Raw genomic sequence first — 26,625 nt, 5'->3', positions numbered from 1 at the left:
AGAGACCTTCGGAGTAGATGTCTTCGTCTGAGCTCCGGAGGATACTTGTGCACGTAGCTGACTACGTCTGGTACATCACCGTCGGCCTGCTGCTCGCGCTGCTGGCATTCGACGTCTTCGTCATCGGCCGCCGGCCGCACGAGCCGAGCACCCGCGAATCGGCCACCGCGATCGCGTTCTACGTCGGTCTCGCGGTCATTTTCGGGCTCGGGGTGTGGTGGTTCTCCGGCGGGCAGTACGCCGGTGAGTTCTTCGCGGGCTGGCTCACCGAGTACAGCCTGAGCGTCGACAACCTGTTCATCTTCCTGATCATCATGTCCAGGTTCGGCGTACCGAGGAAGTACCAGCAGACAGCGTTGCTGGTCGGCATCATCCTCGCGCTGGTGTTCCGCGGCATCTTCATCGCGGTCGGCGCCGCCGCGATCAACCAGTTCTCCTGGGTCTTCTACATCTTCGGCGCGTTCCTGGTCTACACCGCGATCCACCTCGCCAAGCAGGGTGAGAACGACGACGAGGACTTCAAGGAGAACGCGGTCATCCGGTTCGCGAAGCGCCGGCTGAACGCGACGCACGAGTACAACGGCGTCAAGCTGACCGTCGTGCAGAACGGCAAGCGGATGGTCACGCCGATGCTGATCGTGATCATCGCGCTCGGTACCACCGACCTGCTGTTCGCGCTCGACTCGATCCCGGCGATCTACGGCCTGACCCAGGAGCCGTTCCTGGTCTTCACCGCGAACGTCTTCGCGCTGATGGGTCTGCGGCAGCTGTACTTCCTGCTCGGCGACCTGCTGCGCCGCCTGATCTACCTGTCGCTCGGGCTGTCGGTGGTGCTCGCGTTCATCGGCGTGAAGCTGGTCCTGCACGCGATGCACGTGAACGAGCTGCCGTTCATCAACGGCGGCCACCACATCGAGTGGGCCCCGGAGATCCCGATCTGGTTCTCGCTCGGCTTCATCATCATCACGCTCGGCATCACCACTGTCGCCAGCCTGATGAAGTCCCGCTCGATGGTGACCAACGCACCGGCCGCGGTCGAGGCCGACGTGCAGGACGAGCCTGTCCAGGACGAGGTCCCGAACAAGCGCTCCTGAGCTGAAGACGAACGGAGCCCCGGATCGCGAGCGCGATCCGGGGCTCCGGCTCTTGGACAGGGTTCAGAAGCGGGCAGCGGTCACCAGGGTTGCCCGGCGGTCGTCGGTCAGGGCCTCGTTCTCGAGGCGCTTGCCGGTCTCGGACGCGTGCAGCATCCCGGCGGGAGACACGAAACCGACGTGGTGGACCGGCTTGCCGTCGCGGGCGAAGAAGTACAGGTCGCCCGGCTTCGCCTCGTCGATCGGGATGTTCGGCAGCGTGTCCGCCTGGTCGTGCGCGTCGCGCGGCGTCCGTAGACCGAGTACGCGGCTGACGGTGTGGATCAGCCCGGAGCAGTCCAGCCCGTACGCCGCCGTACCGCCCCACAGGTACTCCAGGCCGAGGAACAGCTCGCCCAGCCGCAGGCGGTCGTCGGCGTCGGACGGCTCCGGCACGGACCGCAGTACGGCGTCCTGCAGCCAGCCGGACCCACCGTCGGGGGTGGCGACTCGCGTGTGGCCGTCGGCGTGTTCGTCGGACGCCAGCACCGTCGCGAACGACAGCTCCGCCAGCGGCCGGCCACCGGGCTCTGCCAGCAGCGGGGCGGTCGGTACGGCGATGGCGACCGGGTCCGACGCGCTCTGCGGCAGCTCGCCCAGGTGGCTCGACGGGATCCAGCCCGGGTACCCGAGCGGGTCCTGCGACGACGGCTGCCAGGGTGCGACGATCTCCGACCAGCCGTCGCGCTCGGAGCGCACCAGGACGGGCTCGGCGAACAGCAGCTGGGTCAGGGTCCGGCCGTGCAGCCCGAGCCGGGTTTCGGTGTCCATCGACTTCGCCCAGGCGGCGACGTCGGGTTGTGCGGCGGTGGCCGGGGCGTCGATGTCGCGCGGCGCGTCCGGTGCGGTCCAGACCGTGCTGACCGGGACCTTGGTGGCGGCTAACTTCATGACGTCAAGCCTGTCACGCCGAGTCCTGGAGCCGACGGCAGGTGGATCAGCGCGCCGTCGTACCGGATCCCGTCGGTCACCGGCGGCTCGCGCAGCCACCAGGCGGCGTCGAGGTCGTTGACGGCCGTCGTCGGGTACGCCGAGACGAGCGCGGCCGCCGCGCCGACGCCGACCGGGCCCTCCATCATGCAGCCGACGATCGCGCCGAGACCGTGCGCGCGGGCCAGTTCGAGGAGTGTGCGGGCCGGGGCCAGGCCGCCGCACTTCGCGAGTTTCACGTTCACCAGGTCGGCCGCACCGTGCCGGATCACGTTCACCAGGTCGCGGACGCCGTACACGGATTCGTCGGCGAGGATCGGCGTACCGACCCGGTCGGTCACCCAGGCCATGCCTTCCAGGTCGGCCGCGGCGACCGGCTGCTCGACCAGCTCGATCGCGCACCCGGCGTCCTCAAGGGCCCGAATCACCGTGACTGCGTCGCGGCGCGTCCAGCCCTGGTTGGCGTCCAGCCGCAGCCGCGGCTCCGGGCCGATCGCGTCGCGCACCCGGCGGACCCGCTCGACGTCACCGGCGGCGTCCGTGCCGACCTTGATCTTGAGTACGTCGAACCCGTCCGCGACCCGCGCCTTACCCGCCTCGGCCAGCGCGTCCGCGTCGCCGACCGACAACGTCATGTCGGTGCGCACCACGTCGACCGTCGAACCGAGGAACCCGTGCAGTGTCTGCCCGCGCCGCCGCGCCGCGAGGTCGTGCAGCGCGACGTCGACCGCGTCCTTCGCGCCGAAGTTGCCGACCGCCGCGCCCTGCACACGACGCAGCGCCTCGGTCAGGTCGTCCGGGCCGAGCCCGTCGAGCGCGGTCGCGATCGGGCCCTCGATGCAGGCCTGCGATCCCGCGAGTGAGTCGCCGGTCACCTTCCACACCTGCGGCGCCTCGCCCCAGCCGCTCCGCTCGCCGTCGCTGATCTCGACGAGCAGCGACTCGGCGTGGGTCGCCGTGCGCAGCGCGGTGACGAACGGGGTGTGCAGCGGAGCCGAGACCAGATGTGTCGTGATCTTCACCGCACCGCCTCCAGGTTGTGCCGGTGGTTCCACGCCTCGAGCGCGATCGACGCGATCAGCTGCTGCGCGTCGGTGTCCGGCAGTTCGGAGGTCGTGCAGACGACCAGGACGAACGGATCGGCGTCCTTGGGGTAGACGATGCCGCCGTCGTGCCGGATCCGGCTGTCCCAGCCGTTCTTGTGCTCGACGCGGGTGCGCTTCGGCAGCAGCGCGGGGATCTCGCCGTTCCACTGGTTGCCGGCCAGCAGCTCGCGCAGGTACTCGCCGGCGGCATCCTTCTGGTTGCCGACTGCAACGAGCACGCCGGCCATGCCCGCCGGGCTCATCAGGTTGCTGATACCGGCGCGGGCGCCGGGTACGTCGTCGATGCCGCGCTGGACCCGGGACGCCGGAGCGGGCGAGCCGGGCAGGGTCGCCTCGACCAGCGCGGCGTTGGCCGCCTCCACGCCGACCTGTTCGAGCACGAGGTTCGTCGCCAGGTTGCTGGACCGGGCGATCATCTCCGTCGCCAGCCAGGTGAGCGGCACCTTCTTGCCCAGCTGTTGCCAGGTCTTCGGCGCCTCGTCCTCCTCCGGGTTCACCCCGAACCGGCCGCCGGCCGCGGACGCGAAGTCGTTGTGCACCAGCACCGGCTGGAACAGCTCCAGCTCACGGGCCTCGACCTTGCGCATCATCGCCATCGCCACCGGCAGCTTCATCGTGCTCGCCGAGTAGTGCGGCCGTTCCGCCTCGTGCACGAACACCGGTACGCCGTCCAACCGGCCCAGCCAGACCCCGAACTCCCCGCTCCCGTCGACCTGCCGAAGCAGCTCCGCGATTCCCATGCGGTCACCCAATCACAGGCTCTGGCAGACTGCCGAGGGTGTCCCGGGCTCTCGGCATCCTTCTCGGCTTCGTCGCCGACCGTCTGCTCGGTGATCCGCGACGCTTCCACCCGGTGGCAGGTTTCGGCCGTACGGCGGCCCGCGTCGAGAAGCACGTGTACGCCGACACGCGCCCTCGAGGCGCCGCCTACGCCGCCGTGCTCGTGGGATCCACCACGGTCCTGGGCCTCGCGATCGAGCGCCTCACCCGCAAACATCCGATCCTCCACACCGCCGCCACCGCCGCCGCCACCTGGACCGTCCTCGGCGCTCGCAGCCTCGAGCGGGAGGCTGAGACCATGGCCGCGCTGCTGGAGGAGAAGGACGTCCCGGCCGCACGCGACCGCCTGAGCCACCTGTGTGCCCGGGACGCGACGAACCTCGAGGCCGACGATCTGGCCCGCGCAACGGTCGAGTCGATCGCCGAGAACACATCCGACGCTTGCGTCGCGCCGCTGCTCTGGGGCGGGGTCCTGGGTGTCCCGGGTCTGCTCGGGTACCGCGCGGCGAACACGCTCGACGCGATGGTCGGCTACCGGTCGCCGAAGTACGAGAACTTCGGGTGGGCGGCGGCGCGACTGGACGACGTACTCAATCTCGTGCCCGCCCGGGTGTGTGCGGTGCTGACCGGGCTCGCCGCGGGGCGACCGGCCGAGGCGGTGGCGGTGTGGCGGCGGGACGCGCCCAAGCATCCGAGTCCGAACGCGGGACCGGTCGAGGCGGCGTTCGCCGGGGCGCTCGGGCTGACGCTGGGCGGGACGAACAACTACGGGACGTACCAGGAGGACCGCGGCATGCTGGGCGAGGGCCCGGCGCCGGCGGTCGTCGACATCCGCCGTACGGCGGAACTCGCACGGCGGGTCGGGATGGCGGCCGCGGGTGTCGCCGCCGGCGCCGCGGCCCTGGTCGCAGCATGGGCCGGAGCTCGGGGCGGAGGACGGGCCGCAGTACTGGGGAAGGGGAAGCGATGGGGTTGAGTCATCGGCCGCTGCGGATCGCGCTGATCCGGCACGGGGAGTCCGAGGCGAATCTGGACAAGACGATCTACGAGCGCACCCCGGACCACGCCGTCCCGTTGACAGCGCACGGGCACCAGCAGGCGGCCAAGGCGGGACGGGAGCTGCGAGAGCTGTTCGAGAACGAGCCGGTCCGCGTGTACGTGTCGCCGTACCTGCGGGCCCGGCAGACGCTGGACTCGCTCGGGCTGGACGACCTGATCGGCCTGGCGCGGGAAGAGCCGCGGCTGCGCGAGCAGGACTGGGCGAACCTGCAGGACACCGAGGACATCGTGCGGCAGGAGCAGCTCCGCGACTCGTTCGGGCACTTCTTCTACCGGTTCACGCACGGCGAGTCCGGGTCGGACGTGTACGACCGGGTGTCGACGTTCCTGGAGACGATGCACCGCGACTTCGAGAAGCCGAACGCGCCGCGCAACGTGCTGCTGGTGTCGCACGGGCTGACCATGAGGCTGTTCTGCATGCGATGGTTCCATTGGTCGGTACGGTTCTTCGAGTCGCTGCGGAACCCGGGCAACGCGGAAACACGCGTCCTGCTGCGGCAACCCGATTTCCGGTACAAGCTGGACCGGCCGTTCGAGCAGTGGACACCCTACGAACCGACGGAACGGGAGCGATCGGCATGGTTGTAGCGCAGACGCGGGACGCCGTACTCGATCTGCTGGCGAGTCTGTCGCCCGCGCAGCTCGGCAAGATCAGGGCGCCGTTCGACACCCCGGACCACAAGGAGTGGACCTATCTGCCGGGGGACCGGCCAGGGCTGCCGCTGTCCGAGCTGACGCCCGCGCAGCAGCTGCTGACGAAGCGACTGGTCGAGCTCGGCTGCAGCGAACGCGGCGCGGCCGATTCCTGGGCGGTGCTGGACGCGGAGGTGATCCTGCGCGGGATCCCGGCGCTGCCGGAGTCGGGTGATTGGGAGGGCTCGGTCCTCGGCGGCCGGTACTTCCTGCGCGTTCTCGGCGACCCGTCCGGCACAGAGCCGTGGGCGTGGCGGCTGAACGGGCATCACCTCGCGATCCACGTAGCGGTGGTCGACGGCGCGGTCGCGTTCACTCCGCAGTTCATCGGGTCGAACCCGGCCGAAGTACGGACCGGACCGGAGGCGGGACGACGCTTCCTGGCTGCCGAGCAGGACCTGGGCTTCCAGTTGCTGCACGCACTGGAGCCGGGGCAGCTCGAGGTGGCGCATGTCTCACCAGAGGCTCCCGACGACATCCTGACCCGCCACGACCCGGTCGCCGACGCGTCCCTCCTCCACCGGGGCCTGCCGTACGGCGACATGAACGAGGACCAGCGCCAGCTCCTGAGCCTCCTCATCGGCCAGTACGTCGGCCGCGCCGCCGGCCCGATCGGCCTGCAGACGTGGCAGGACATCACCGCCCAGGGCATCGAACGCCTGACGTTCGCCTGGGCCGGCGAGACCACCCCCGGCATCGGCCAGCGGCACTACTACTCGATCGCCGGCCCCACCTTCCTGGCCGAATACGACAACACCCAGGACAACGCCAACCACATCCACTCAGTCTGGCGAGACCTCCGCAACGACTGGGGCACCGACCTGCTCGCAGCCCACTACGCCATGCACAGATAGAGCACCGCTAGAGTCAGCCCAGTCAATCGACGGCATCAGCAGGAACCCGGTGTGATTCCGGGACGGTCCCGCCACTGTGACCCCGTTTCTGGGGGAGTCAGGAACTGCCGCCGTCGTACCTCCGGTCGGGGCGTGGACACCCCGGGAAGGACTCTGCGCGTGGCTGCCAATCTTCTGCTGCTGTCTACTGCTGATACCGACCTGCTGGCTGCAGCTGAGGCGGGTGCCGGCTGGAAGGTCGCCAATCCGGCCAGGCTGGAGCTCGCCGAGTTGGGTGCGCTGCTCGACGGCGCCGAAGTGGTTGTCGTGCGGCTGCTCGGCGGGCGCCGGGCCTGGGAAGAAGGACTCGACGCCGTCCTCGCCTCGGGGAAGCCCGCGGTTGTCGTCAGCGGTGAGGCGGCGCCCGACGCCGAGCTGATGTCGCTGTCGACCGTGCCGGCCGGTGCGGTCACCGAGGCACTGGCCTATCTCCGCGAGGGCGGCGCGGACAACCTCCGCAACCTGGCCGGCTTCCTGCGCGACACGCTGTTGCTGACCGGCGACGAGTTCGAGCCGCCGCGCGCGCTCCCGGCGTACGGCGTCCGCGGCACGTACGTCGAGGACGACCGCCCGGTCGTCGGGATCGTGTACTACCGCGCGCACGAGATCTCCGGGAACACGGCGTTCGTCGACGCGCTCGCCGTCGCGGTCGAGGCGGCCGGCGCCCAGCCGCTCCCGGTGTACTGCGGGACGCTGCGCGGACTCGATCCGGCCGGCGAGGAGAACGCGGGCCTGTTCGAGCTCCTGCGGAAGTGCGACGTGCTGGTCACGACGCTCCTTGCCGCGGGCGGTTCGGTCGCGGCCAACGCGAGCGCCGGCGGTGCGGACGACGCGTGGGACGCGGGCGCGCTCGCGTCGCTCGACATCCCGCTGATCCAGGGCCTCGCGCTGACGTCGACCCGCGAACAGTGGTCGGAGAGCGACGCGGCCGTCAGCCCGCTGGACGCGGCGACGCAGGTCGCGATCCCGGAGTTCGACGGTCGATTGATCACGATCCCGTTCTCGTTCAAGGCGTACGACGCCGACGGGCTGGCCCGGTACGCGCCGGACGCGGAGCGGTGCGCGCGGCTCGCCGGGATCGCGGTCGCGCATGCGCGCCTGCGGCATGTGCCGCCGGCCGAGAAGCGGATCGCGCTGGTGCTGTCGTCGTACCCGACGAAGCACGCGCGGATCGGGAACGCGGTCGGCTTGGACACTCCGGCGTCGGCGGTCGTGCTGCTCGGGCGGTTGAAGGACGCCGGGTACGACCTCGGCGACCTGGACCTGAGCGAGCTGCAAGGGCCGGACGGCGCGGACGGGCTGATCCACCGGCTGATCGCGGCCGGCGGTCACGACGTCGACTGGCTGACCGACGAGCAACTCGCGAACGCGGTCGCCAAGATCCCGCTGAGTGTCTACGAACAGTGGTTCGGGCGGATCCCGGAGTCGTTGCGGACGGCAATGACCGGTGCGTGGGGCGCGGCGCCGGGGGAGTTGTACGTCGACACGTCGGGCGACGAGCCCGCGATCGCGCTGGCCGCGCTGCGGTTCGGGAACGTCGTGCTGATGATCCAGCCGCCGCGCGGGTTCGGGGAGAACCCGGTGGCGATCTATCACGACCCGGACATGGCGCCGTCGCACCACTACCTGGCGGCGTACCGCTGGCTGGAGGCGTCGCCCGCGGAGGGCGGTTTCGGCGCGCAGGCCGTCGTCCACCTGGGGAAGCACGGCACGCTGGAATGGCTGCCGGGCAAGGGCATCGGACTGGCGGCCGACTGCGCGCCGGACGCCGTGCTCGGGAACCTGCCGATGGTCTACCCGTTCATCGTCAACGACCCCGGTGAGGGCACGCAGGCGAAGCGGCGGGCGCACGCGACGGTTGTTGATCACCTGGTGCCGCCGATGGCGCGGGCCGAGACGTACGGCGACATGGCGAAGCTCGAGTACCTGCTCGACGAGTACGCCACTGTGCAGGCGCTCGACCCGGACAAAGTGCCGACGCTGCGGGCACAGATCTGGACGCTGATCCAGGCCGCGCAACTGCACCACGACCTGCACACGTCCGAGAAGCCTGACGACGAGGACTTCGACGAGTTCGTGCTGCACCTGGACGGGTATCTGTGCGAGATCAAGGACGTGCAGATCCGGGACGGGCTGCATGTCCTCGGAGGGGCGCCCGAGGGTGAGGCGCGGGTCAACCTGGTGCTCGCCGTACTGCGGGCTCGGCAGCTGTGGGGCGGGTCGTACTCGATCCCGGGGTTGCGGGCGGCGCTGGGGGAGGCGTTCGGGGTGGACGAGGCGGACCTGCTGGCGAACCCCGGCGCGGCCGCCGAGCTCGCCGACCTGGCGACGCTGGCCGACCTCCCAGCGGTGACCGGCGCGGACGGCGTGGACATCCTGGAGGCGGTGGCGCGGAAGCTCGTCGTCGGGATGGAGACGGTCGGCTGGGACGCGACGAAGGTTCCAGTAGTCGTCGGCGAGGTGTTGGCCCGGGACTGGGAGCCAGGCAGGGAGGGACAGGCCGAAGCGGGCTTGGGTGGGGTGGTGGCTTCGCTGACGTTTGCGGCCGAGGAGGTCGTGCCGCGGTTGGGGCGGACCGGGGACGAGGTCGCCAACGTTCTCCGTGCCTTGGACGGGCGGTTCGTGGAGGCCGGGCCTTCGGGGTCGCCGACGCGGGGCCTGGTCAACGTGCTGCCGACCGGGCGCAACTTCTACGCGGTGGACCCGAAGGCGATTCCGAGCCGGAACGCCTGGGACGTCGGCGTCGCGCTGGCCGACTCGTTGCTGGCGCGGCACCGGTCCGAGACGGGGGAGTGGCCGCGGTCGGTCGGGCTCACGGTCTGGGGTACGTCGGCGATGCGCACGCAGGGCGACGACCTGGCCGAGGTGCTCTGGCTGCTCGGCTGCCGTCCGGTCTGGGACGAGGCGTCGCGCCGCGTCACGACCTTCGAGGTGGTCGGTCCGGAGGAGCTCGGGCGGCCGCGGATCGACGTGACGATCCGGATCTCCGGTTTCTTCCGGGACGCGTTCCCGCACGTGGTCGCACTCCTCGACGAGGCGGTCCGTACGGTCGCGGATCTGGACGAGTCGCCCGACGACAACTACCTGCGCGCGCACGTCCAGCAGGATGTGGCTGCGGGCAACGACGTACGGCAGTCGACGGCCCGCGTCTTCGGCTCGAAGCCCGGCTCGTACGGCGCCGGCCTGCTGCCGCTCGTCGACGCCCGGAACTGGCGGACCGATGCCGAGCTCGCCGAGGTGTACGCCGTGTGGGGCGGGTACGCGTACGGCAAGGACCTCGACGGCGCCGAGGCCCGCGGCTCGATGGAGCGCGCGTACGCCCGGATCCAGGTGGCGGCGAAGAACGCGGACACCCGCGAGCACGACATCATGGACTCCGACGACTACTTCCAGTACCACGGCGGCATGATCGCGATGGTGCGGCACCTGACCGGCGCGAACCCGAAGGCGTACGTCGGCGACTCTGCCGTACCCGCCCAGGTGAAGACGCGGACGCTGGAGGAGGAGGCCAAGCGGGTCTTCCGCGCGCGGGTCGTGAACCCGCGGTGGATGGCGGCGATGCGGCGGCACGGGTACAAGGGCGCGTTCGAGATGGCGGCGACCGTGGACTACCTGTTCGGGTACGACGCGACCGCCGGCGTGGTGGACGACTGGATGTACGAGACGCTGACCACGGAGTACGTCGCCGACCCCGAGATGGCCGAGTTCTTCCGCAAGTCCAACCCGTGGGCCCGGCACGGGGTCGCGGAGCGGCTGCTCGAGGCCGCGCAGCGCGGGCTCTGGGCCGAGCCGTCGGCCGAGGCGCTCGAGACGCTGCGGAACGCGGTCCTTGAGACGGAGGGTGACATCGAGGACCGCGGCTGATTGGGTGGGCGCATGTCGCCTGAGCAGCCACGGGTCCTGATCACCAACGACGACGGTTACCGCGCACCGGGGATCCGGGCACTCGCTCCGGCGATCGCCGAGCTCGGGTACGACGTGCTCGTGGTCGCGCCGATGAACGACGAGAGCGGCGTCGGGTCGGCCCGGGCCGCGAGTGTCGGGCGGCCGATCCGGACCGCGTCCGACGAGGAGAACGGTGTGACGTTCACCGGGATCGACGGGACGCCGGCGCTGGCGGTGACGCTGGCGAGTGTCGGGGCGTTCGGCCGGGTGCCGGATCTGGTGCTGTCCGGGATCAACCGCGGGCTCAACATCGGCGTACCGATCTTCCACTCGGGAACCGTCGCGGCGGCACTGACCGCGGCCGGGCAGGGGCGGTCGGCGGTTGCCGTCAGCATCGACGCCGACGATCCGCAGCACTGGCCGACCGCGGCGACGGTCGCTGGCGAGGCGCTCGGCTGGATCGCCGGCGAACCGGTCGGCACCGTGGTCACGATCAACGTCCCGGACCGGCCGCTGGACCAACTGGCCGGCGTCCGGCACGCGACGCTGGCCCCGATCAGCCGCTCCCGCCTGATCGGCACGACGGCGCCGACCGGCGAGCCGATGATCGCTGTCGAACCGATCCGCCCCAACCCGGTCCCCGGCTCCGACGAGGCCTTCCTCGCCGCCGGCTACGTCACCGTCACACCGATCGTCGGCATCCGCGAGGTGAAAGACGACGCAGCCGCCACCGCCCTCGCCAAACGCCTCGCTGGCTGAGTACGTACCGCCACGCAGGCAGAAGCTGCCCACAGCGTCCCGAAACTGCCTTCTGGGGAGGTTTTGCCTGCGCGGCGGTACGTGGCGAGCGACACGTGGGCGGGGTGCGTTGCCGGTCGGGCCGGTGTGCCATGATCGGGCCGACGGTTGTGGAGGAACACCGGTGACCAGCTGTGCTGGGAGTCCGGGGCGGTCCCGCCACTGTGACCGGGGTAGTCGAGACGACTGACCTGGAAGCCAGGACATCTGCAGCCGTCCGTCGGTCCGCGGTCACCGGGGGCCGGCGTACCAGCCGTAGCGGGCGTGGACACCCGCTCGACGAAGGGACCTCCGCCGATGCGGGCTGTGTCACACGGGGCAACCGGGTCAACTGCCGGGCCATCCACTGCGTTTCCGTTCACCGCGGTTGTCGGGATGGACGATCTCCAGCTCGCGCTGATCCTGGCGGCGATCTCGCCCGCGATCGGTGGTGTGCTGATCCGGGGCGAGAAGGGTACGGCGAAGTCGACCGCGGTCCGCGCGCTCACCGAGATCCTCCCGTCCGTGGACGTCGTACCGGGCTGCCGCTTCTCCTGCGATCCCGGCCGCCCCGACCCCGGCTGCCCGGACGGTCCGCATGCGGACGGTTCGGAGGCGGGTGATCGGGTGGTGCGGGGGACCCGGCTGGTCGAGTTGCCGGTCGGGGCTACCGAGGACCGGGTGCTCGGGTCCCTGCACCTGGAGAAGGCGCTGGCCCAGGGCGTCACGGCGTACGAGCCAGGTCTGCTGGCCGCGGCGCATCGTGGGCTGCTGTACGTCGACGAGGTGAACCTGCTGCACGACCACCTGGTCGACGTCCTGCTGGACGCGGCCGCGATGGGGCGGGCGACCGTCGAGCGCGACGGGGTGTCCGTCACGCACCCGGCACGGTTCGTGCTCGTCGGCACGATGAACCCGGAGGAGGGCGAGCTCCGGCCGCAGCTCCTCGACCGGTTCGGGCTGACCGTGGACGTCGTCGCCAGCCGGGATCCCGCCGTACGGGTGGAGGTGATGCGGGCGCGGCTCGCGTACGAGGCGGATCCGCAAGCGTTCGTCGCGCGGTACGACGGTCCGCAACGGGAACTCGCCGAGCGGATCGTGAAGGCGCGGGACCTGCTGTCCGAGGTGATCCTGACCGATGCGGCGCTGCGGCAGATCGCGGAGATCTGCGCCGCGTTCGACGTCGACGGGATGCGGGCGGATCTGGTCACGGCTCGGACCGCGGTGGCGCATGCGGCCTGGTCCGGTCGCACCGTGGTCGAGGTGGACGACGTCCGCGCGGCGGCCAAGCTGGCACTTCCGCACCGGCGCCGACGGAACCCGTTCGACGCGCCGGGGCTGGACGAGCAGCAGCTCGAGGAAGCCATCAACAACAGCACTCCGCCGACCGACCCCGACGACCCGGACGACCCAGACGGGTCGGGCGGTCCCGGGTCGGGTGGAGGCGCCGACGGCGGGGAGCCCGGCCCGGACGGCCGGACCGCGGACAGCACCTCGGCGGGCAGCGAGACGGGCAGCGAGACGGGCGGCGATACGGGCAGCGAGACGGCGCCTGGCGAGATGGGGCGCGGTGCGGCGCGCCGTACTCCGGATGGCGGTGAGGTGGGAGCTGCCGGCGAGCAGGACTCGGGACCGGCACAGGAGGTTGTGGGGAGTAGCGCGCCGTACCAGGCTCGGCTGCTGAGCGTGCACCAGGCGGGGATGGGGGTGGCCGGCCGCCGGTCGCGGGCGATCACCGAGGTGGGGCGCGTCGTCGGCGACCGGGCCCGGGTCGGGCGTGAGGCCGGACGCCCGCATCTGCTGGCGACCCTTCGCAGTGCGGCCCCGCATCAACACGCTCGAGGACGCACCGGACCAGGACTGGCGGTGCGGGCGACCGACGTACGGCTGGCCGTACGGGAGGGCCGCGAGGGGAACCTCGTCCTGTTCTGCGTCGACGCGTCCGGCTCGATGGGCACGAAGAAGCGCATGGGTGAGGTGAAGACCGCGATCGTCTCGCTCCTGCTCGACGCGTACCAGCGCCGCGACACCGTCGGCCTCGTCACGTTCGCGGGTCCCGCCGCGACGATCGCCCTCCCGCCGACGGGCAGCGTCGAGACCGCCGTACGCCGCCTCGAATCGCTGCCGACCGGCGGACGCACGCCGCTCGCCGAAGGTCTCCTGCAGGCGGCCGAGGTACTGCGGATCGCCGCCATCCGCGACCCCCGCCGCCGGCCGCTGCTCGTACTCGTGACGGACGGCCGGGCCACGTACGGCGACAACGCCTTCGCTCGCGCCCGTGAGGCCGCGGGATGGCTCGCCCAGCACGGGATCGCCACCGTTGTCGTGGACTGCGAACCGCGCCGCGGCCTCCGTCTCGGACTGGCTGCGGAGCTCGCCGCCGACCTCGGAGCGGAGTACCTCGATCTCGGAGACGTTGCCGCGGGCAACCTGGTCCGCGCGGTCACCGAACGGAAGGCGGCCTGAGATGCCGAAGGGGCAGCCGGTCGCCGTACCGGACGACGGCCTGACCACCCGCCAGCGCCGGAACCGTCCGCTGCTGATGGTGCACACCGGCGAGATGAAGGGGAAGTCGACGGCCGCGTTCGGGATGGCGCTGCGGGCCTGGAACCAGGGCTGGAGCATCGGGGTCTTCCAGTTCGTGAAGAGCGCGAAGTGGAAGGTCGGCGAGGAGAGCGCGTTCAAGGCGCTCGGCCGGCTGCACGAGACGACCGGCGAGGGTGGGCCGGTCGAGTGGCACAAGATGGGCGAGGGCTGGAGTTGGTCCCGCAAGGCCGGCACCGAGGAGGACCACGCCGCGGACGCGCTCGAGGGCTGGCGTGAGATCCAGCGCCGGCTCGCCGCGCAGACGCACGACCTGTACGTCCTGGACGAGTTCACGTATCCGATGAAGTGGGGCTGGATCGACGTCGACGAGGTCGTCGGCACGCTCGTCGACCGGCCGGGTCACCAGTACGTCGTGATCACCGGCCGCGACGCGCATCCGAAGCTCCTCGACGCGGCCGACCTGGCCACGGAGATGACGAAGCTCAAACACCCGATGGACACCGGCCAGAAGGGCCAGAAGGGCATCGAGTGGTGATCCCTCGGGTGGTCGTGGCGGCGCCGGCGTCCGGGGCGGGGAAGACGACGGTCGCCGTCGGTCTGATGGCGGCGTTGCGACGGGCCGGTCACGTGGTGGCCGGGTTCAAGGTGGGGCCGGACTACATCGATCCCGGGTTCCACGCGGTCGCGACCGGGCGTCCGGGGCGGAACCTCGATCCGATGCTGTCGGGGGAGGAGCGCGTCGGGCCGCTGTTCGCGCACGGTGCCGCCGGGGCGGACGTCGCGGTGGTCGAAGGTGTCATGGGGCTGTACGACGGTGCGCTCGGGACGGAGGGTTTCGCGTCCACGGCCCATGTCGCGAAGCTGCTGAAGGCGCCGGTCGTGCTCGTGGTGGACGCGTCGGCGGCGGGACGCAGCGTCGGCGCCGTGGTGCAGGGGTTCGTTGCCTTCGACACCGAAGTACGGATCGTCGGGGTGATCCTCAACAAGGTGGGATCGGACCGGCACGAGACCGAAGTACGCGCCGGCGTCGCGCCGACCGGCGTACCCGTCCTCGGAGTCCTGCGGCGCGACACCCGGCTGACCGTCCCCAGCCGACACCTCGGCCTGATCCCCGCCGACGAACAACGCGACCAGGCCGAACAAGCAGTCGACGCCGCCGCCGAACTGGTCCGCGCAGGCGTCGACCTCGAAGCCGTAGTAGCCGCAGCCAAGTCCGCCCCACCCCACGAAGCAACCCTCTGGAACCCGACCACCGAAGTCACCCCACGAACCCCCGCCGAGCCGACCTCCGCCAAGCTGGGACCCGTCGGCTCGCCGTCTGGTGCAGTTCTGGGGGTGCGGCCGGTGGTGGCTGTGGCGGGGGGTCCGGTGTTCTCGTTCAGGTACACCGAGACGACCGAGCTGTTGACCGCGGCCGGTGCGGACGTCGTGACCTTCGACCCACTGAACGACAAGTTGCCGGAGGCAACCGCCGCGTTGTATCTCGGCGGCGGCTTCCCGGAGCTGCACGCCGAAGCGCTCTCCGCGAACGTCGCGCTGCGCCAACAGGTCGCCGCCGCAATTGCGGACGGGATGCCGGTGATCGCCGAGTGCGCCGGCCTGCTGTACCTCTGCCGCGAGCTCGACGGTCACCCGATGACCGGCGTACTACCGGCCACCGGTCGCATGACCGGCCGTCTCACGCTCGGCTACCGTACGGCGGTCGCGGCCACCACGACAGCGTTCTTCGACGAAGGGCGCCGGGTCCGCGGCCACGAGTTCCACCGCACCACGATCGACGTCGATCACGACGTACGACCCGCCTGGCACCTCCCGGGCGGCGTCGAAGGCATCACGCTCCCGCACGTCCACGCGTCGTACCTGCACCTGCACTGGACCGCTACCCCGGACGTCCCCGCCCGCGTGGTCGCCGCCGCCCGCGAGCGCATCCGATGAGCCTGGTCGTCGGCGTAGGCCTCCGTTCCGGTACGCCGTACGCCGAGCTCCACGACCTGGTCAGCCGGGTCGTCACCGGCGAGGTCCGCCTGGTCGTCACGATCACCGGCCGCGAATCGGAGCCGGCCATCCAGCAGTTGGTCGAGCACCTCGGCGCAGAGCTCCGCACCTTCACCAAGGACGAACTGGCCGGGCAACCGGTCCCGACCCCGAGCGACCAAGTGGAGCAACTCGCAGGAGTCCCTGGCGTCGCGGAAGCAGCCGTCCTCGCAACCGGTGCGGAGCTCCTGACTCCGAAGCAGCGCAGTACCAACGCCACGATCGCCACCGGCCGCCTACCGGCGCCTGGTTACGAGCCCGAAGACCGGGACGTCGTGCACCGGGTGATCGCGGAGCGACGTGACGTACGGCGTGGGTTCCTGAGCCTGCCGGTCGACGACGACGTACTGACCCGGGTGCTCGAGGCAGCGCACCGCGCACCGAGCGTGGGTCTCAGCCAACCGTGGGACTTCGTCGTGATCCGCGACGTGGCGACAAGGCGGAAGGTGCACGCGCTGGCGACCGCGCACCGGGACGCCTTCGCGGCCTCGCTGCCGCCGGACCGGCGCGCGACGTTCGACGGGCTCAAGATCGAGGCGATCCTCGACACCCCCGTGAACATCGCAGTGACCTGTGATCCCGGCCGCGGCGGCCGGCATGTCCTCGGCCGGCACGCGGATCCGCGGACCACCTGGTTCTCCGCAGCGATCGCGATCCAGAACCTCTGGCTCGCCGCACGCGCGGAAGGCCTCGGCGTCGGGTGGGTCTCGTTCTTCGAACCAGGTGAGGTCGCCGCCGTCCTCGGGCTCCCCGCCCACGTCGAGCTGGTCGGCTACCTCTGCGTCGGGTACGTCGAGGAGTTCGCCGCGGCACCCGAACTGGTGCGATCCGGCTGGGCCAGGCGCCGCCCGCTGTCCTGGGCGATCCACCACGAGGAATGGGGCCGCCGCACCACGTCGATCGTCGACGACGCGTTGAAGGCTGCCCAGAATCCCGGACAGAATCCCGTACGGAATCCCGGACAGAACCCCGGACCGGACGCGGCACCGGCGACCGGCGGACGGGTCCACGTGATCGTCGGCGGCGACCCGACCGACCTGCGACAGGCCGACGCCCTCGTCGTCGATCTCGGCCAGAACAGACCGGCGGCCGACTTCGGCGTGCTGTGGCGGCCGGCGCGCGCACCCGCGGAGGCCGTCGAGTACGGCGTCGAGATCGCCCGCGACCTCGCACTCCAGGGAGCCGGGCACCTCGTCGTACAGCTCGCCGAGGACTCGGCGCAGGCGAAGGCGCTGGCGAAGGCGCTGGCGGAAGGTCTCGAGGCCGGTGCGTCGGCCTCCGGTCTGACACACTCCTGGGCATGACGGTACTGATGCCACGACTCCGTCGCGGCGGGTCATGGGGCTGGACCTCCCGGCCTTCCCTCGTCGCTCCAGTCGCTGCGCTCCCTCCGCTCCTCAGTCCAGGCCGGGAGGCCCCATGACCGGACCGATGTACGTGCCCGCGTTCTCGATGAAGCAGCGCGTGACGATGATGGCGAACAAGTACGAGCTGATCGCCACCAACCCCGACGGAACCGACGGTCCGCTGCTCGCGTTCGCGCAGCAGAAGCGGATGGCCTTCAAGGAGCAGGTGACGTTCTACTCCGACGAGACCAAGACGCGGCCGGTCTTCTCGTTCAAGGCGCGCAAGGCGATCGACCTCGGGTCCGGGTACGACGTGTACGACGCCGACGGGCAGGCGATCGGGTGGTTCAAGAAGGAGTTCGGCAAGAGCCTGCTGCGGTCGAGCTGGCAGCTGAGCGCGCCCGGCGTCGACGCGGACGGGACGGAGCGCAACCCGACGATCGCGATCGTGCGGCGGGTCTGGGAGTTCGTGCCGTTCGTCGGGGAGATCCCGCTGCCGTTCATCTTCCACTTCGACTTCACCGAGCGGTCGAGCGGCCGGCCGGTGCTGTCGGTCGAGCGCAAGATGTCGATCCGCGACCGCTACCGGATCAGCGTGCAGGACGAGCGCCTGGACTTCCGGGTCGCGGCCGCGATGACGGTCGCGCTGGACGCGCTGCAGTCCCGCTGACCGGCACGCCGGCGGTCACGGTGAGTTCCCGGCGTACGACCTGGGTCGTACGCCGCTCTCACTCTTTCGGGTGAACCTACCCTGAGGCCCCTTGGTTCCGGTCGCGCCCGGTGCGAGGCTGTATCCATGGGCGTAGCACAGCGCAGTCGACGGTGGTTGGTTCCGGTCACGACGGCCGCGGTGGTGGCAGGGGTGGGGGCACTCGGTCCGGTGGTCGCGGACGCCTCGCCGAACCTGCCCGGGATCACCGCACAGGAGCTGCTCGTGAAGGTGCAGACCGCGAAGGTGGACGGTCTGAGCGGCACGGTCCGTTCGGACGCGGACCTGGGTCTCCCGGCGATCCCCGGCGCACCGGCCGGAAGCCAGGAGTTGACGGAGTTCCTCAGCGGGCAGCACACCGCGCGGGTCGCGTTCGCGAGCCCGGACAAGGCACGGATCTCGGTGCTGGACAGCCAGGCCGAGCGGGTGTGGACCACCGACGGCAAGTCCGCCTGGGCGTACGACTCGTCCCGGCGTGAGGCCGTGAAGCTGACCGTGCCGGCGCACAAGACGAAGCCGGCCAAGCCGGAGAAGGCCCTGCCGGAGTCCTACGACCCGCAGGCCGTCGCCAAGCGGTTCCTCGCCGCGATCGACCCGACCACCAAGGTCGAGGTCAGCGGCACCGAGAAGGTCGCCGGCCGGGACGCGTACAAGCTGCGCCTGGTGCCGAAGAGCGACAAGACGACGGTCGGTTCGGTGACGGTGGCGGTCGACTCCAAGACCTGGGTCCCGCTGGACGTGACCGTGATGCCGCGGACCGGCAACGACCCCGCGCTCGAGCTGGGCTTCAGCTCGGTGTCGTTCGACGTACCGTCCGCGAGCACCTTCACCTTCACCCCGCCGCCGGGTGTGAAGGTCACCGACAAGAAGGTCCCGTCGAAGGCCGAGCCGAAGCGCGTCGCCCCGAGGCAGGCCGAGCCGAAGCAGGTCGAGCCGCGGAAGGCCGATCCGAAGAAGCCGGGTACGGCGAAGGCGGACGAGCCGACCCTGATCGGTGAGGGCTGGGAGAGCGTCGCGATGATCCGCGGCGCGAACACCTCCGGCCTGACCGGGAACGGGCCGCTGGCGCAACTGCTGGCGAAGGCGCCGACCGTGCAGGGCTCGTGGGGCAAGGGCAAGGTGCTGACCAGCAAGATGGTGAGCGCGCTGATCACGGACGACGGCCGGGTCTTCGTCGGCCTGGTCACGCCGGACACCCTGCAGGCCGCTGCGGCGAAGGCCCCGCGCTGACCACCGAGATGGCGGGCGCGCCGGTCGTCACCCACGGGCTGACCAAACGGTTCCGCGGCGGGCAGGTCGCGGTGGACGCGGTCGACCTGGAGGTGCCGGCCGGCAGCGTGTTCGGGTTCCTCGGACCGAACGGGTCGGGCAAGACCACGACGATCCGGATGCTGCTCGGGCTGATCACACCGACCTCCGGCGAGGTGGAGCTGCTCGGCGAGCCGATGCCGAAGGCGCATCTGCGCGTCCTGCCCCGGGTGGGCGCGCTGGTCGAGGGCCCGGCGTTCTACCCGTTCTGGACCGGCCAGGCGAACCTGCTGCGCTTCGACGCCGCCGACCGCACCGCCGACCCGAAGACGCGGAAGGCACGGGCAGGGGAGGCGCTCGAGCGGGTCGGCCTGTCGAACGCGGCCGGCAAGAAGGTCCGCGCCTATTCGCTCGGGATGCGGCAGCGGCTAGCGATCGCGGTCGCGCTGATGCAGCGCCGGGAGCTGCTCGTGCTGGACGAGCCGACCAACGGCCTCGACCCGCAGGGCACCCGCGAGGTCCGCCACCTGATCCGCGAACTGGCGAACGACGGTACGACGGTCTTCACGTCGACCCATCTGCTGGCCGAGGTCGAGCAGGTCTGCACGCACGCGGCCGTGATGAGCCGCGGCAAGCTGCTCCGTCAGTCGACGGTCGCGGACCTGCGGTCCGAGCTCCGTCCGCGACTGGTCGTCCGTACGCCGGACCTCGCGCAGGCGGCCGAGACGCTGCAGGGCCTCGGCGTCACCGACCTGAAGACCACACCCGAGACCGTCGAGGGCGATCCGGGCGAGCTCCCGATCGAGAAGTTCGCCGCCGCGCTGGTCGCGGCCGACGTCCGCATCCACGGCTTCGGACTGGAACGCCCGAGCCTGGAAGACGCCTTCGTGGCACTCACCGGGGAGGGCTTCGATGTCGCAGAATGACACCGCCGCGACGACCGCCGGGACGGAACCTGGCGCGTCGGCCGGGACCGGCGCGGGGGCCGTCGGCGGCGCGGACGTCGCAGTCGGGCGGGGGCCGAGTGCCGGGCGGCACACGCTCGCGCTGTTCATCTCCGAGTTGCGGCTCGTGTTCGGGCGGGCCCGGACACTGGTCGGGCTGGGCGTGCTGGCCGCCGTACCGGTGCTGATCGGGATCGCGATCAAGATCGCCGGCTCCGACCCCGGAGCCGAGGGGTTCATCGGGCAGATCGCCGGCAACGGGCTGTTCCTGATCGTGGCCAGCCTCGGGCTCTCGGTGCCGTTCTTCCTGCCGACCGCCGTGACCGTGATCTCCGGCGAGTCGCTCGCCGGCGAGGCCAGCCTCGGCACCCTGCGCAACCTGCTCGTCGCACCGGCCGGCCGGTCCCGCCTGCTCGCCGCCAAGATGGTCGCGCTCGCGGTCTTCTGCCTGGTCGCGACGCTGACGATCTGGATCTCCGGCCTGATCGTCGGCTTCATCCTGTTCCCGGTCGGCGACGTCCTGCTGCTGTCCGGCTCGACCATCCCGCTCGGCGAAGGCCTGCTCCGCGCGCTCGGGATCGCCGTGGTGATCTCGCTGTCGCTGCTCGGTCTGGCCGGCATCGGCCTGTTCGTGTCCTCGATGACGTCGACCCCGCTGGCCGCGATGGCGGCGACGTTCGGCACGTTCATCGTGCTCGGGATCCTGACCGCGATCCCGCAGCTGCACGCGATCCACCCGTGGATGCTGATGTTCCGCTGGCAGTCGTTCGCCGATCTGCTCCGCGACCCGCCGTACTGGCACGAGATCGGCCGCAACCTGCTCCTCCAGGGCGGTTACCTCGCGGTCTTCTACGCGGCCGCGTGGGCCCGGATCACGAGCCGGGACATAACCTAGATCGGGTGGCTAGCTCTCTCGATGGCGACCTCGTCGCCGTGCTGCGCTGTCCGGTCTGTTCCGACGGCCTCGCGCTCGACGGCCGGACGGCGCGATGCCCGCGCGGGCACGCCTACGACCTGGCCAAGCAGGGCTACCTGAACCTGTTGCCCGCGGCCTCGAACGGTATCGAGGGCGACTCGGCCGCCATGGTCGGCGCCCGCACGGTCTTCCTCGGCACCGGCCACTACGCGCCGATCCGGGACGCGCTGATCCTGCAGGCCGACCTGGACGAGGACGACCTGGTCGTCGAGGTCGGCGCCGGCACGGCCTACTACCTGTCCGGTGTTCTCGGTACGGCGGAGCGCCGCCGCGGGATCGCCCTGGACGTCTCGAAGTACGCCGCCCGTCGCGCGGCCAAGGCGGATCCACGGATCGCGTCCGTGGTGTGCGACGCGTGGCGGGAACTGCCGCTCGTCGACGGCGCCGCGCAGCTGATGCTGAACGTGTTCGCCCCGCGCAACGCCGCCGAGATGGCGCGCGTCCTCGCTCCGGACGGCCGCCTGCTCGTGGTCACGCCGAACCAGCGGCATCTCGCCGAGCTGGTCGACGTGCTGGGGCTGGTCAGTGTGGACGAGGAGAAGGAACGGCGCCTGCAGGAGTCGCTGGCGGGAGAGTTCGAACGGGTCGGCGGCGAGGTGATCGAGGAGGTCATGTCACTCGACCGGACGGCCGTGGAGCAGTTGGTGCTGATGACGCCGAGCGCGCGGCACCTGAACTACCGCGAGCTGCTGCAGAAGATCGCAGTACTCCCGGAGCCCGCGATCGTCACGTTGTCGGTGGCGCTGTCCGTCTGGAGGCCACGGTGATGCCGGCTCGAGCTCGGCACCCCTGACCTTTTCAGCGGGTCAGGCGGCCTTGCCGACCAGTTCGCGAGCCACGACGGTGCCGTGGGACTCGGCCTCCACGTGGGCCTCGGACTCCGAGACCTTGGAGGCGTCGATGAGCTCCTCCATGCCCGGGGTGACCGGGGCCAGGGTGAGCTCGGCGGCGGCCGTCCGGACGTTCATCCCGAAGACGTCGCCGAAGATGCGCTCGAGGTACGGCGTGGCGTGGTCCCAGCCGTGCTTCGGCGAACCGGGGCCGTAGCCGCCACCGCGGCTCAGCGCGAAGATCGCCGGCCGGCCGGTCAGCGGACGGGAGCCGAAGCCGAAGTCCCTGTCCATCAGCAGCAGGTCGATCCAGGTCTTCACGTTCTGCGCGATGCCGTAGTTGTAGAGCGGGACCGCGAGCAGGACCGCGTCGGCGTTCCGGATCTCGGCCGACAGGTCGGCGGCGATCGCCTGGGCCTCGGCGAGCGGCATCCGGTCGGCCTCGGACACCGGCTCCTGGCCGACCTGGGCCGCGGCCAGCGTCGGCCACGCGGTCGCGGGCAGCGGGTGCTGCCCGAGGTCACGCCGTACCACGACCCCGTCCGGGTGCTCCGCCTTCCAGGCGGCCTCCGCGCTGTCGGCCAGGGCGCGGGACACCGAACCGTCCAGCCGGATGCTGGCGTCGACGCGTAGCAGGGTGCTCATTCGTTCTGTCTCCATCGAGTGAGAGGGGAGCTCGGGTTGAGCTGCACTGAAGATAGTCTGTGAAGCAGAACATATTCAAGTCAGATCGTATTCCGAATGGCGTAGACCACGTAGGATGGGCTCATGTCCAGTAGTTCGCCCGACATCGCGACCCGAGGCGCCGGAGGGCTCGCACCCTCGGCGGCCAGTGGCGCGCCGGTGGAGGCCGACCTCGGCTGGGCGCTGGGCGTCGTCTTCCGGCAGTACGCGAAGGCCGCCGCGGCGGCCCTGGACGGTCTGCCCGGCGGGCCGCGGGGCTACCAGGTGCTCGCGACGACGAACGCCGAGGGCCCGAAGCGGCAGCTCGACCTGGCCGCGCAGCTCGGCGTGGACCGGACCGTGATGACCTACCTGCTGGACGACCTGGAGAAGGCGGGGCTGGTGCAGCGACGGCCCGACCCGGCCGATCGCCGGGCGCGGCTGATCGCGCCGACCGACAACGGGTACGAGGCGCTGTGTGACCTCGAGCGGCGCCTGCGCGCGACCGAGGACGAGATCCTCGGCATCCTCGACGAGTCGGAGCGGGCCAGCTTCCGGGTGCTCCTGCAGCGGCTCGCGATGAAGGCCAACGCCGTCGACCCGCTGCACAACGCCTGTGTGCTGGCCGAGGCCGACGACCCCGCCAGCACCTAGCGCCGTCAGTTCCTGGCCCCGCCAGCACAGCGCTGTCAGTGGAGCGGGACGAAGCCTGACTCGTAGGCCCGGATGACGGCCTGCGTGCGGTCCCGGGCGTTGAGCTTGGCGAGCACGTTGGCGACGTGGGTCTTGACCGTCTGCAGGCCGAGGATCAGCTCGCCGGCGATCTCCGCGTTCGACAGCCCGCGGGCCATCAGCCGCAGGACCTCCTGCTCGCGCTCTGTCAGCTGGTACTCGGCGAGGCCGCTCGGCGCGGGTGTGCCTGCATGCGCCAGGGCGAGCGCGCGGATCGCCTCGGGGAACAGCAGAGACTCGCTCCGCGCGACCGTCCGGATCGCGGCGATGATGTCGTCCGGCGGTGTCCGCTTGAGCAGGAACCCGGACGCGCCGGCGCGCAACGCGTCGTACACGTAGTCGTCGTTCTCGAACGTCGTCACCACCAGGACACGCGGCGCCGGGTCGAGGCTGTCCAGCAGCAGCCGGGTCGCCTGGATGCCGTCCACCGCGGGCATCCGGACGTCCATGAGGACGACGTCCGCGCCGGTACGACGGACCAGCGGCAGCACCTCCGCACCGTCTCCCGCCTCGCCGACGACCGTCAGATCGGGCTCGGCATTGATGATGGCGCGCAACCCGCTACGGATCAGCGGCTCGTCGTCAACCACGACCACGGACAGGTTCATGTCATCCCTTCGTCACGCTGACCGGCAGGCGCACGGCCAGTTGCCACGCCGGGCCGTCCGGCTGGGTGATCGGGCCGGCGTCGACGGTGCCTCGCAGTACGGCGACTCTTTCACGGATCCCTGCCAGGCCGCGGCCGCCGCCGGAGTGATCGGACTTGCCGGCGACGGGGTTGCTCACCGCCAGCCGCAGCCCGGACGCGTCCAGTCGGATCGACAGGTGTACGGCGAGTTCACCGGCCGGCCGGCCCGCGTGCCGGATCGCGTTGGTCAGGCCCTCCTGGACGATCCGGTACGCCTCCCGGGACACGGCCGCGGGCAACTGGTCCAGCTCGCCGGAGCGTTCGACCTCGATCGCTATGCCGCCGGCGCGGGTGGCCTCGACCAGCCGGTCCAGTCCGCCGAGCGTCGCCTGTGGTGTGGTCCGGGCCCCCGGGCGCCGGTCGTCGCGGAGCAGGCCGAGGACGTGGTCGAGATCCGCGAGCGCCGCCCGCGCGGAGGTCTCCATCGCGGCCAGCGCGGTCTCGGCGAATTCCGGGTCGGTCGCCAGCACGCGGCGGGCGGCCGCGGCCTGGATGGTGACCAGGCTGAGCGCGTGCCCGACGCTGTCGTGCAGCTCGCGGGCGAGACGGTTGCGCTCGGCAAGGGTCGCGGTCTGTTGCTCGAGCAGCTCGATCCGCTCCGCCGCGGTCGGGCCGAGGACGCGCGGCGCGAGGTACGCCAGCAGCGCGCCGACGGCGGCGGACAGCAGGAAGAGGAAAGCGAGGCCGCCGATCGCGGCTACCGGCATCCACAGATCGGTCCAGTCGCCGCGGATGGTGTACGACCAGCCCGGGACGATGTCGTGGGAGCCGGGGGAGCGGAACGGCGCCGCCAGCCAGACCGCGCCGCCACCGAACACGATCGTGCTGAGGATGCCGACCACGCCGCCCGCCAGCAGGTGCAGGCAGAACCACAGCGTGGTCCGGCGCCGCTGCGCCCAGGTCCGCGACGGACCGAGCGGCCGCTCGTCGAACCGCACCGCGAGCAGCGACTCGACGGCGATGCCCTCGACCTCGCGGACCGCCGGCAGCAGGCCGAGCAGGAGCGGCGGAACCAGCGCGATCAGCACCCAGAGGATGCCGGTGGCAACCTTCGGCGGCCCGAGGCCGGAGACCACGGCGCCGAGCGCGCTGCCCACCAGGATGAAGGCGAGCACCAGCGCCGCACCGAGCAGCAGGTACACCCAGCGCAGGTACGTCGACGCACGCCACAGGCAACCGACCGCCCGCCACACCCGTCGCGCCACCTTGCTCACTGTCCCATCGTGTCAAAGCCGGGGGAGCGCTACCTCCCTCCGCGGAGTGATGCTGTTCTCTCTCCTCGGACGGCGTGCGGGAAACCCGCGATCGCGGCCTGTCGGGGTGGGCTGGGTCACGAAGAAGTTGAGGGTTTACGCAAATTTGACACGGTGTCACCCGGTTCGGCCGTCGCGGGCGTCGCGATCTGCTGCTCGGGCAGGTACGGTCTGTGGTCGGGGCGGGTGCTCGCCCGGTTACGGACGGGTATGGGGAACGGCTCCAGGACGGGTGGTCAGCAGGACTGCGAGGACCCGGCGCGGTGGACGTTAAGTCCCCGTGAAGACCCCGCGGGCGGATTGACCACCTTTCCATATTTGATGTTTGATCAAATATCGGGACGAGAGAGGTCGATATGAGGTTGAGGCGTTCCGTCATCGCCCTGATGGCGGTCCTGGGGCTCGCCCTGGTGAGTGCGTGCAACGGTGACGACAACAAGGCCGCGGACGGGGCCGGCGACGGGCTGCAGAAGGTCAGCTACCTGACGTCGTTCAACACCTTCGGCCGCGAGGCGTACGCGTACGTCGCGCTGGAGAAGGGCTACTTCAAGGACGCCGGTTTCGACGTCAAGATCACGCCCGGCTCCGGCACCGTCGACGTGATGAAGCTGGTGGCCGGCGGCCAGGCCGACTACGGCATCGGCGACTTCACCGCGACCGTGATCACCCTCGGCAAGCAGAAGCTGCCGGTGACCACGGTCGGCATGATCCACCAGCGGTCGATGGCAGCGATCATGTCGCTCGAGGGCATGGGCATCAACAAGCCGCAGGACCTGGTCGGCAAGACGATCGGTGACCAGCCGGGGTCCACCAACACGGTGATGTTCCCGGTCTACGCGAAGGCGGTCGGCATCGACCCGAAGTCGGTCACGTTCCTCCCGTCGCCGCCGCCGAGCCTGCCGAACCTGCTGGTCTCCGGCAAGGTGCAGGGCATCGGCCAGTTCGTCGTCGGCGAGCCGCTGATCGAGAAGGCCGACAAAGAGAAGCACCGTAAGGCCAAGACGCTGCCGTACGGCGACGTGCTGCCGGACCTGTACGGCAACACGATCATTACCCGGTCGGACCTGGCCAAGGACCACCCGGACCAGGTGAAGAAGTTCACCAACGCCCTGCTCAAGGGCCTGCAGGACACCGTGAACGACCCGGCCGGGGCCGCCGCGATCCTGAAGAAGCACGTGCCGAACACCGATCTCGAGGTTGCCACCAAGGAGCTCGAAATCATGAAGAAGTACGTGAAGCCGGACACCTTCAACGGCCCGCTGGGCGACGTCACCAAGGAGCGGGTGCAGAAGATCGTCTCGCTGCTGGAGGAGTCGAACGCGATGCCCAAGGGCGCGGTCACGCCCGACGACGTCGTGACGCTGAGCTTGGCCCCGAAGAGCTGAGGTTAGGAGTACTG

The 26,625-nt window shown here is 70.8% G+C and carries 23 protein-coding genes and 2 riboswitches; of the genes, 17 read left to right on the top strand and 6 right to left on the bottom strand.

Annotated features, from left to right (window positions below):
• The first annotated feature begins 47 nt into the window (after positions 1-47).
• Positions 48-1,094, top strand: a complete 1,047-nt coding sequence (locus tag BJY22_RS29715) for a TerC/Alx family metal homeostasis membrane protein (RefSeq protein ID WP_167213166.1) — start codon at positions 48-50, stop codon at positions 1,092-1,094.
• A 63-nt stretch (positions 1,095-1,157) separates the two neighbouring features.
• Here BJY22_RS29715 and BJY22_RS29710 read toward each other — a convergent pair whose 3' ends face one another.
• From BJY22_RS29710 to BJY22_RS29700, 3 genes are read right to left on the bottom strand one after another with little or no spacing between them, the layout of a single operon-like run.
• Positions 1,158-2,024 (bottom strand): C40 family peptidase, encoded by an 867-nt coding sequence (locus tag BJY22_RS29710; protein ID WP_167213163.1) that lies wholly within the window; start codon positions 2,022-2,024, stop codon positions 1,158-1,160.
• Positions 2,021-3,085: an enolase C-terminal domain-like protein gene (locus tag BJY22_RS29705; protein ID WP_167213160.1), complete on the bottom strand. Its 1,065-nt coding sequence runs from the start codon at positions 3,083-3,085 to the stop codon at positions 2,021-2,023. The genes BJY22_RS29710 and BJY22_RS29705 overlap by 4 nt, the downstream gene beginning before the upstream one ends.
• The gene (locus BJY22_RS29700; protein ID WP_167213158.1) at positions 3,082-3,909 is read right to left on the bottom strand and encodes a serine hydrolase; all 828 of its coding nucleotides are present in this window, start codon (positions 3,907-3,909) and stop codon (positions 3,082-3,084) included. Before BJY22_RS29700 ends, BJY22_RS29705 begins: the two co-directional genes overlap by 4 nt.
• 38 nt (positions 3,910-3,947) lie before the next feature.
• Between BJY22_RS29700 and BJY22_RS29695 the strand changes: the two genes are divergently transcribed.
• The 14 genes from BJY22_RS29695 to BJY22_RS29630 all read left to right on the top strand — a co-directional run bounded on the left by BJY22_RS29695 (position 3,948) and on the right by BJY22_RS29630 (position 21,827).
• Complete coding sequence (locus BJY22_RS29695; protein WP_337759428.1) at positions 3,948-4,925, top strand: cobalamin biosynthesis protein; 978 nt, start codon at positions 3,948-3,950, stop codon at positions 4,923-4,925.
• Positions 4,916-5,596 carry a phosphoglycerate mutase family protein gene (locus BJY22_RS29690; protein WP_167213155.1) on the top strand — a complete coding sequence of 227 codons (681 nt, stop codon included), beginning with the start codon at positions 4,916-4,918 and terminating at the stop codon, positions 5,594-5,596. The genes BJY22_RS29695 and BJY22_RS29690 overlap by 10 nt, the downstream gene beginning before the upstream one ends.
• On the top strand, positions 5,587-6,555 hold the full coding sequence (locus tag BJY22_RS29685) for a DUF3500 domain-containing protein (protein WP_167213152.1): 969 nt from the start codon (positions 5,587-5,589) through the stop codon (positions 6,553-6,555). The genes BJY22_RS29690 and BJY22_RS29685 overlap by 10 nt, the downstream gene beginning before the upstream one ends.
• Positions 6,556-6,568: 13 nt before the next feature.
• Positions 6,569-6,681, top strand: a riboswitch (cobalamin riboswitch).
• A gap of 33 nt (positions 6,682-6,714) precedes the next feature.
• Positions 6,715-10,458, top strand: coding sequence for a cobaltochelatase subunit CobN (cobN, locus tag BJY22_RS29680; RefSeq protein WP_337759426.1), 3,744 nt, complete (start codon positions 6,715-6,717; stop codon positions 10,456-10,458).
• A gap of 12 nt (positions 10,459-10,470) precedes the next feature.
• Positions 10,471-11,238, top strand: coding sequence for a 5'/3'-nucleotidase SurE (gene surE / locus BJY22_RS29675; RefSeq protein WP_167213149.1), 768 nt, complete (start codon positions 10,471-10,473; stop codon positions 11,236-11,238).
• Between the two features lie 130 nt (positions 11,239-11,368).
• A riboswitch (cobalamin riboswitch) is annotated at positions 11,369-11,506 on the top strand.
• Between the two features lie 146 nt (positions 11,507-11,652).
• Positions 11,653-13,722 (top strand): magnesium chelatase subunit D family protein, encoded by a 2,070-nt coding sequence (locus BJY22_RS29670; protein ID WP_238350499.1) that lies wholly within the window; start codon positions 11,653-11,655, stop codon positions 13,720-13,722.
• Between the two features lies 1 nt (position 13,723).
• Entirely contained in the window at positions 13,724-14,338 is a 615-nt protein-coding gene (cobO, locus tag BJY22_RS29665; RefSeq protein ID WP_167213144.1) for a cob(I)yrinic acid a,c-diamide adenosyltransferase, read from the top strand.
• Positions 14,332-15,738: a cobyrinic acid a,c-diamide synthase CobB gene (locus BJY22_RS29660; protein ID WP_337759422.1), complete on the top strand. Its 1,407-nt coding sequence runs from the start codon at positions 14,332-14,334 to the stop codon at positions 15,736-15,738. Before cobO ends, BJY22_RS29660 begins: the two co-directional genes overlap by 7 nt.
• Complete coding sequence (bluB, locus tag BJY22_RS29655) at positions 15,735-17,141, top strand: 5,6-dimethylbenzimidazole synthase (protein WP_167213142.1); 1,407 nt, start codon at positions 15,735-15,737, stop codon at positions 17,139-17,141. Before BJY22_RS29660 ends, bluB begins: the two co-directional genes overlap by 4 nt.
• A gap of 115 nt (positions 17,142-17,256) precedes the next feature.
• A complete protein-coding gene (locus BJY22_RS29650; protein WP_238350498.1) occupies positions 17,257-17,853 on the top strand; it encodes an LURP-one-related family protein in 597 nt (198 codons plus the stop codon).
• A gap of 126 nt (positions 17,854-17,979) precedes the next feature.
• Positions 17,980-19,122: a LolA family protein gene (locus BJY22_RS29645; protein ID WP_202891311.1), complete on the top strand. Its 1,143-nt coding sequence runs from the start codon at positions 17,980-17,982 to the stop codon at positions 19,120-19,122.
• A gap of 8 nt (positions 19,123-19,130) precedes the next feature.
• The gene (locus BJY22_RS29640) at positions 19,131-20,066 is read left to right on the top strand and encodes an ABC transporter ATP-binding protein (protein ID WP_167213140.1); all 936 of its coding nucleotides are present in this window, start codon (positions 19,131-19,133) and stop codon (positions 20,064-20,066) included.
• Positions 20,053-20,979, top strand: a complete 927-nt coding sequence (locus BJY22_RS29635; RefSeq protein ID WP_167213137.1) for an ABC transporter permease — start codon at positions 20,053-20,055, stop codon at positions 20,977-20,979. Before BJY22_RS29640 ends, BJY22_RS29635 begins: the two co-directional genes overlap by 14 nt.
• Positions 20,980-20,984: 5 nt before the next feature.
• Positions 20,985-21,827, top strand: a complete 843-nt coding sequence (locus BJY22_RS29630; RefSeq protein WP_167213134.1) for a putative RNA methyltransferase — start codon at positions 20,985-20,987, stop codon at positions 21,825-21,827.
• A 39-nt stretch (positions 21,828-21,866) separates the two neighbouring features.
• Here the strand turns inward: BJY22_RS29630 and BJY22_RS29625 are convergent, their stop codons facing one another.
• A complete protein-coding gene (locus tag BJY22_RS29625) occupies positions 21,867-22,535 on the bottom strand; it encodes an FMN-dependent NADH-azoreductase (protein ID WP_167213131.1) in 669 nt (222 codons plus the stop codon).
• A 123-nt stretch (positions 22,536-22,658) separates the two neighbouring features.
• Here BJY22_RS29625 and BJY22_RS29620 point away from each other — a divergent pair, with 123 nt between their 5' ends.
• Positions 22,659-23,207 (top strand): MarR family winged helix-turn-helix transcriptional regulator, encoded by a 549-nt coding sequence (locus BJY22_RS29620; RefSeq protein WP_167213129.1) that lies wholly within the window; start codon positions 22,659-22,661, stop codon positions 23,205-23,207.
• Positions 23,208-23,242: 35 nt separating this feature from the next.
• Here the strand turns inward: BJY22_RS29620 and BJY22_RS29615 are convergent, their stop codons facing one another.
• Both BJY22_RS29615 and BJY22_RS29610 read right to left on the bottom strand, forming a co-directional pair.
• Positions 23,243-23,893: a response regulator transcription factor gene (locus BJY22_RS29615; protein WP_167213126.1), complete on the bottom strand. Its 651-nt coding sequence runs from the start codon at positions 23,891-23,893 to the stop codon at positions 23,243-23,245.
• Position 23,894: 1 nt separating this feature from the next.
• A complete protein-coding gene (locus BJY22_RS29610) occupies positions 23,895-25,187 on the bottom strand; it encodes a sensor histidine kinase (protein WP_337759415.1) in 1,293 nt (430 codons plus the stop codon).
• Positions 25,188-25,582: 395 nt separating this feature from the next.
• Between BJY22_RS29610 and BJY22_RS29605 the strand changes: the two genes are divergently transcribed.
• Positions 25,583-26,611 carry an ABC transporter substrate-binding protein gene (locus tag BJY22_RS29605; RefSeq protein WP_167213124.1) on the top strand — a complete coding sequence of 343 codons (1,029 nt, stop codon included), beginning with the start codon at positions 25,583-25,585 and terminating at the stop codon, positions 26,609-26,611.
• The last annotated feature ends 14 nt before the right edge of the window (positions 26,612-26,625 follow it).

Source organism: Kribbella shirazensis, assembly GCF_011761605.1.
Lineage (GTDB): Bacteria > Actinomycetota > Actinomycetes > Propionibacteriales > Kribbellaceae > Kribbella > Kribbella shirazensis.
The sequence above is the reverse complement of the archived record's forward strand: the minus strand, read 5'-3'. Positions and strand labels throughout refer to the sequence as shown.

What these genes read in the sequence shown, in the direction of transcription:
- BJY22_RS29710 (WP_167213163.1), bottom strand. Translation starts at nt 2,024, where the DNA reads ATGAAGTTAGCCGCCACCAAGGTCCCGGTCAGCACGGTCTGGACCGCA.
- BJY22_RS29700 (WP_167213158.1), bottom strand. Translation starts at nt 3,909, where the DNA reads ATGGGAATCGCGGAGCTGCTTCGGCAGGTCGACGGGAGCGGGGAGTTC.
- BJY22_RS29690 (WP_167213155.1), top strand. Translation starts at nt 4,916, where the DNA reads ATGGGGTTGAGTCATCGGCCGCTGCGGATCGCGCTGATCCGGCACGGG.
- BJY22_RS29685 (WP_167213152.1), top strand. Translation starts at nt 5,587, where the DNA reads ATGGTTGTAGCGCAGACGCGGGACGCCGTACTCGATCTGCTGGCGAGT.
- surE (WP_167213149.1), top strand. Translation starts at nt 10,471, where the DNA reads ATGTCGCCTGAGCAGCCACGGGTCCTGATCACCAACGACGACGGTTAC.
- BJY22_RS29670 (WP_238350499.1), top strand. Translation starts at nt 11,653, where the DNA reads ATGGACGATCTCCAGCTCGCGCTGATCCTGGCGGCGATCTCGCCCGCG.
- cobO (WP_167213144.1), top strand. Translation starts at nt 13,724, where the DNA reads ATGCCGAAGGGGCAGCCGGTCGCCGTACCGGACGACGGCCTGACCACC.
- bluB (WP_167213142.1), top strand. Translation starts at nt 15,735, where the DNA reads ATGAGCCTGGTCGTCGGCGTAGGCCTCCGTTCCGGTACGCCGTACGCC.
- BJY22_RS29650 (WP_238350498.1), top strand. Translation starts at nt 17,257, where the DNA reads ATGACCGGACCGATGTACGTGCCCGCGTTCTCGATGAAGCAGCGCGTG.
- BJY22_RS29645 (WP_202891311.1), top strand. Translation starts at nt 17,980, where the DNA reads ATGGGCGTAGCACAGCGCAGTCGACGGTGGTTGGTTCCGGTCACGACG.
- BJY22_RS29640 (WP_167213140.1), top strand. Translation starts at nt 19,131, where the DNA reads ATGGCGGGCGCGCCGGTCGTCACCCACGGGCTGACCAAACGGTTCCGC.
- BJY22_RS29635 (WP_167213137.1), top strand. Translation starts at nt 20,053, where the DNA reads ATGTCGCAGAATGACACCGCCGCGACGACCGCCGGGACGGAACCTGGC.
- BJY22_RS29625 (WP_167213131.1), bottom strand. Translation starts at nt 22,535, where the DNA reads ATGAGCACCCTGCTACGCGTCGACGCCAGCATCCGGCTGGACGGTTCG.
- BJY22_RS29620 (WP_167213129.1), top strand. Translation starts at nt 22,659, where the DNA reads ATGTCCAGTAGTTCGCCCGACATCGCGACCCGAGGCGCCGGAGGGCTC.
- BJY22_RS29615 (WP_167213126.1), bottom strand. Translation starts at nt 23,893, where the DNA reads ATGAACCTGTCCGTGGTCGTGGTTGACGACGAGCCGCTGATCCGTAGC.
- BJY22_RS29605 (WP_167213124.1), top strand. Translation starts at nt 25,583, where the DNA reads ATGAGGTTGAGGCGTTCCGTCATCGCCCTGATGGCGGTCCTGGGGCTC.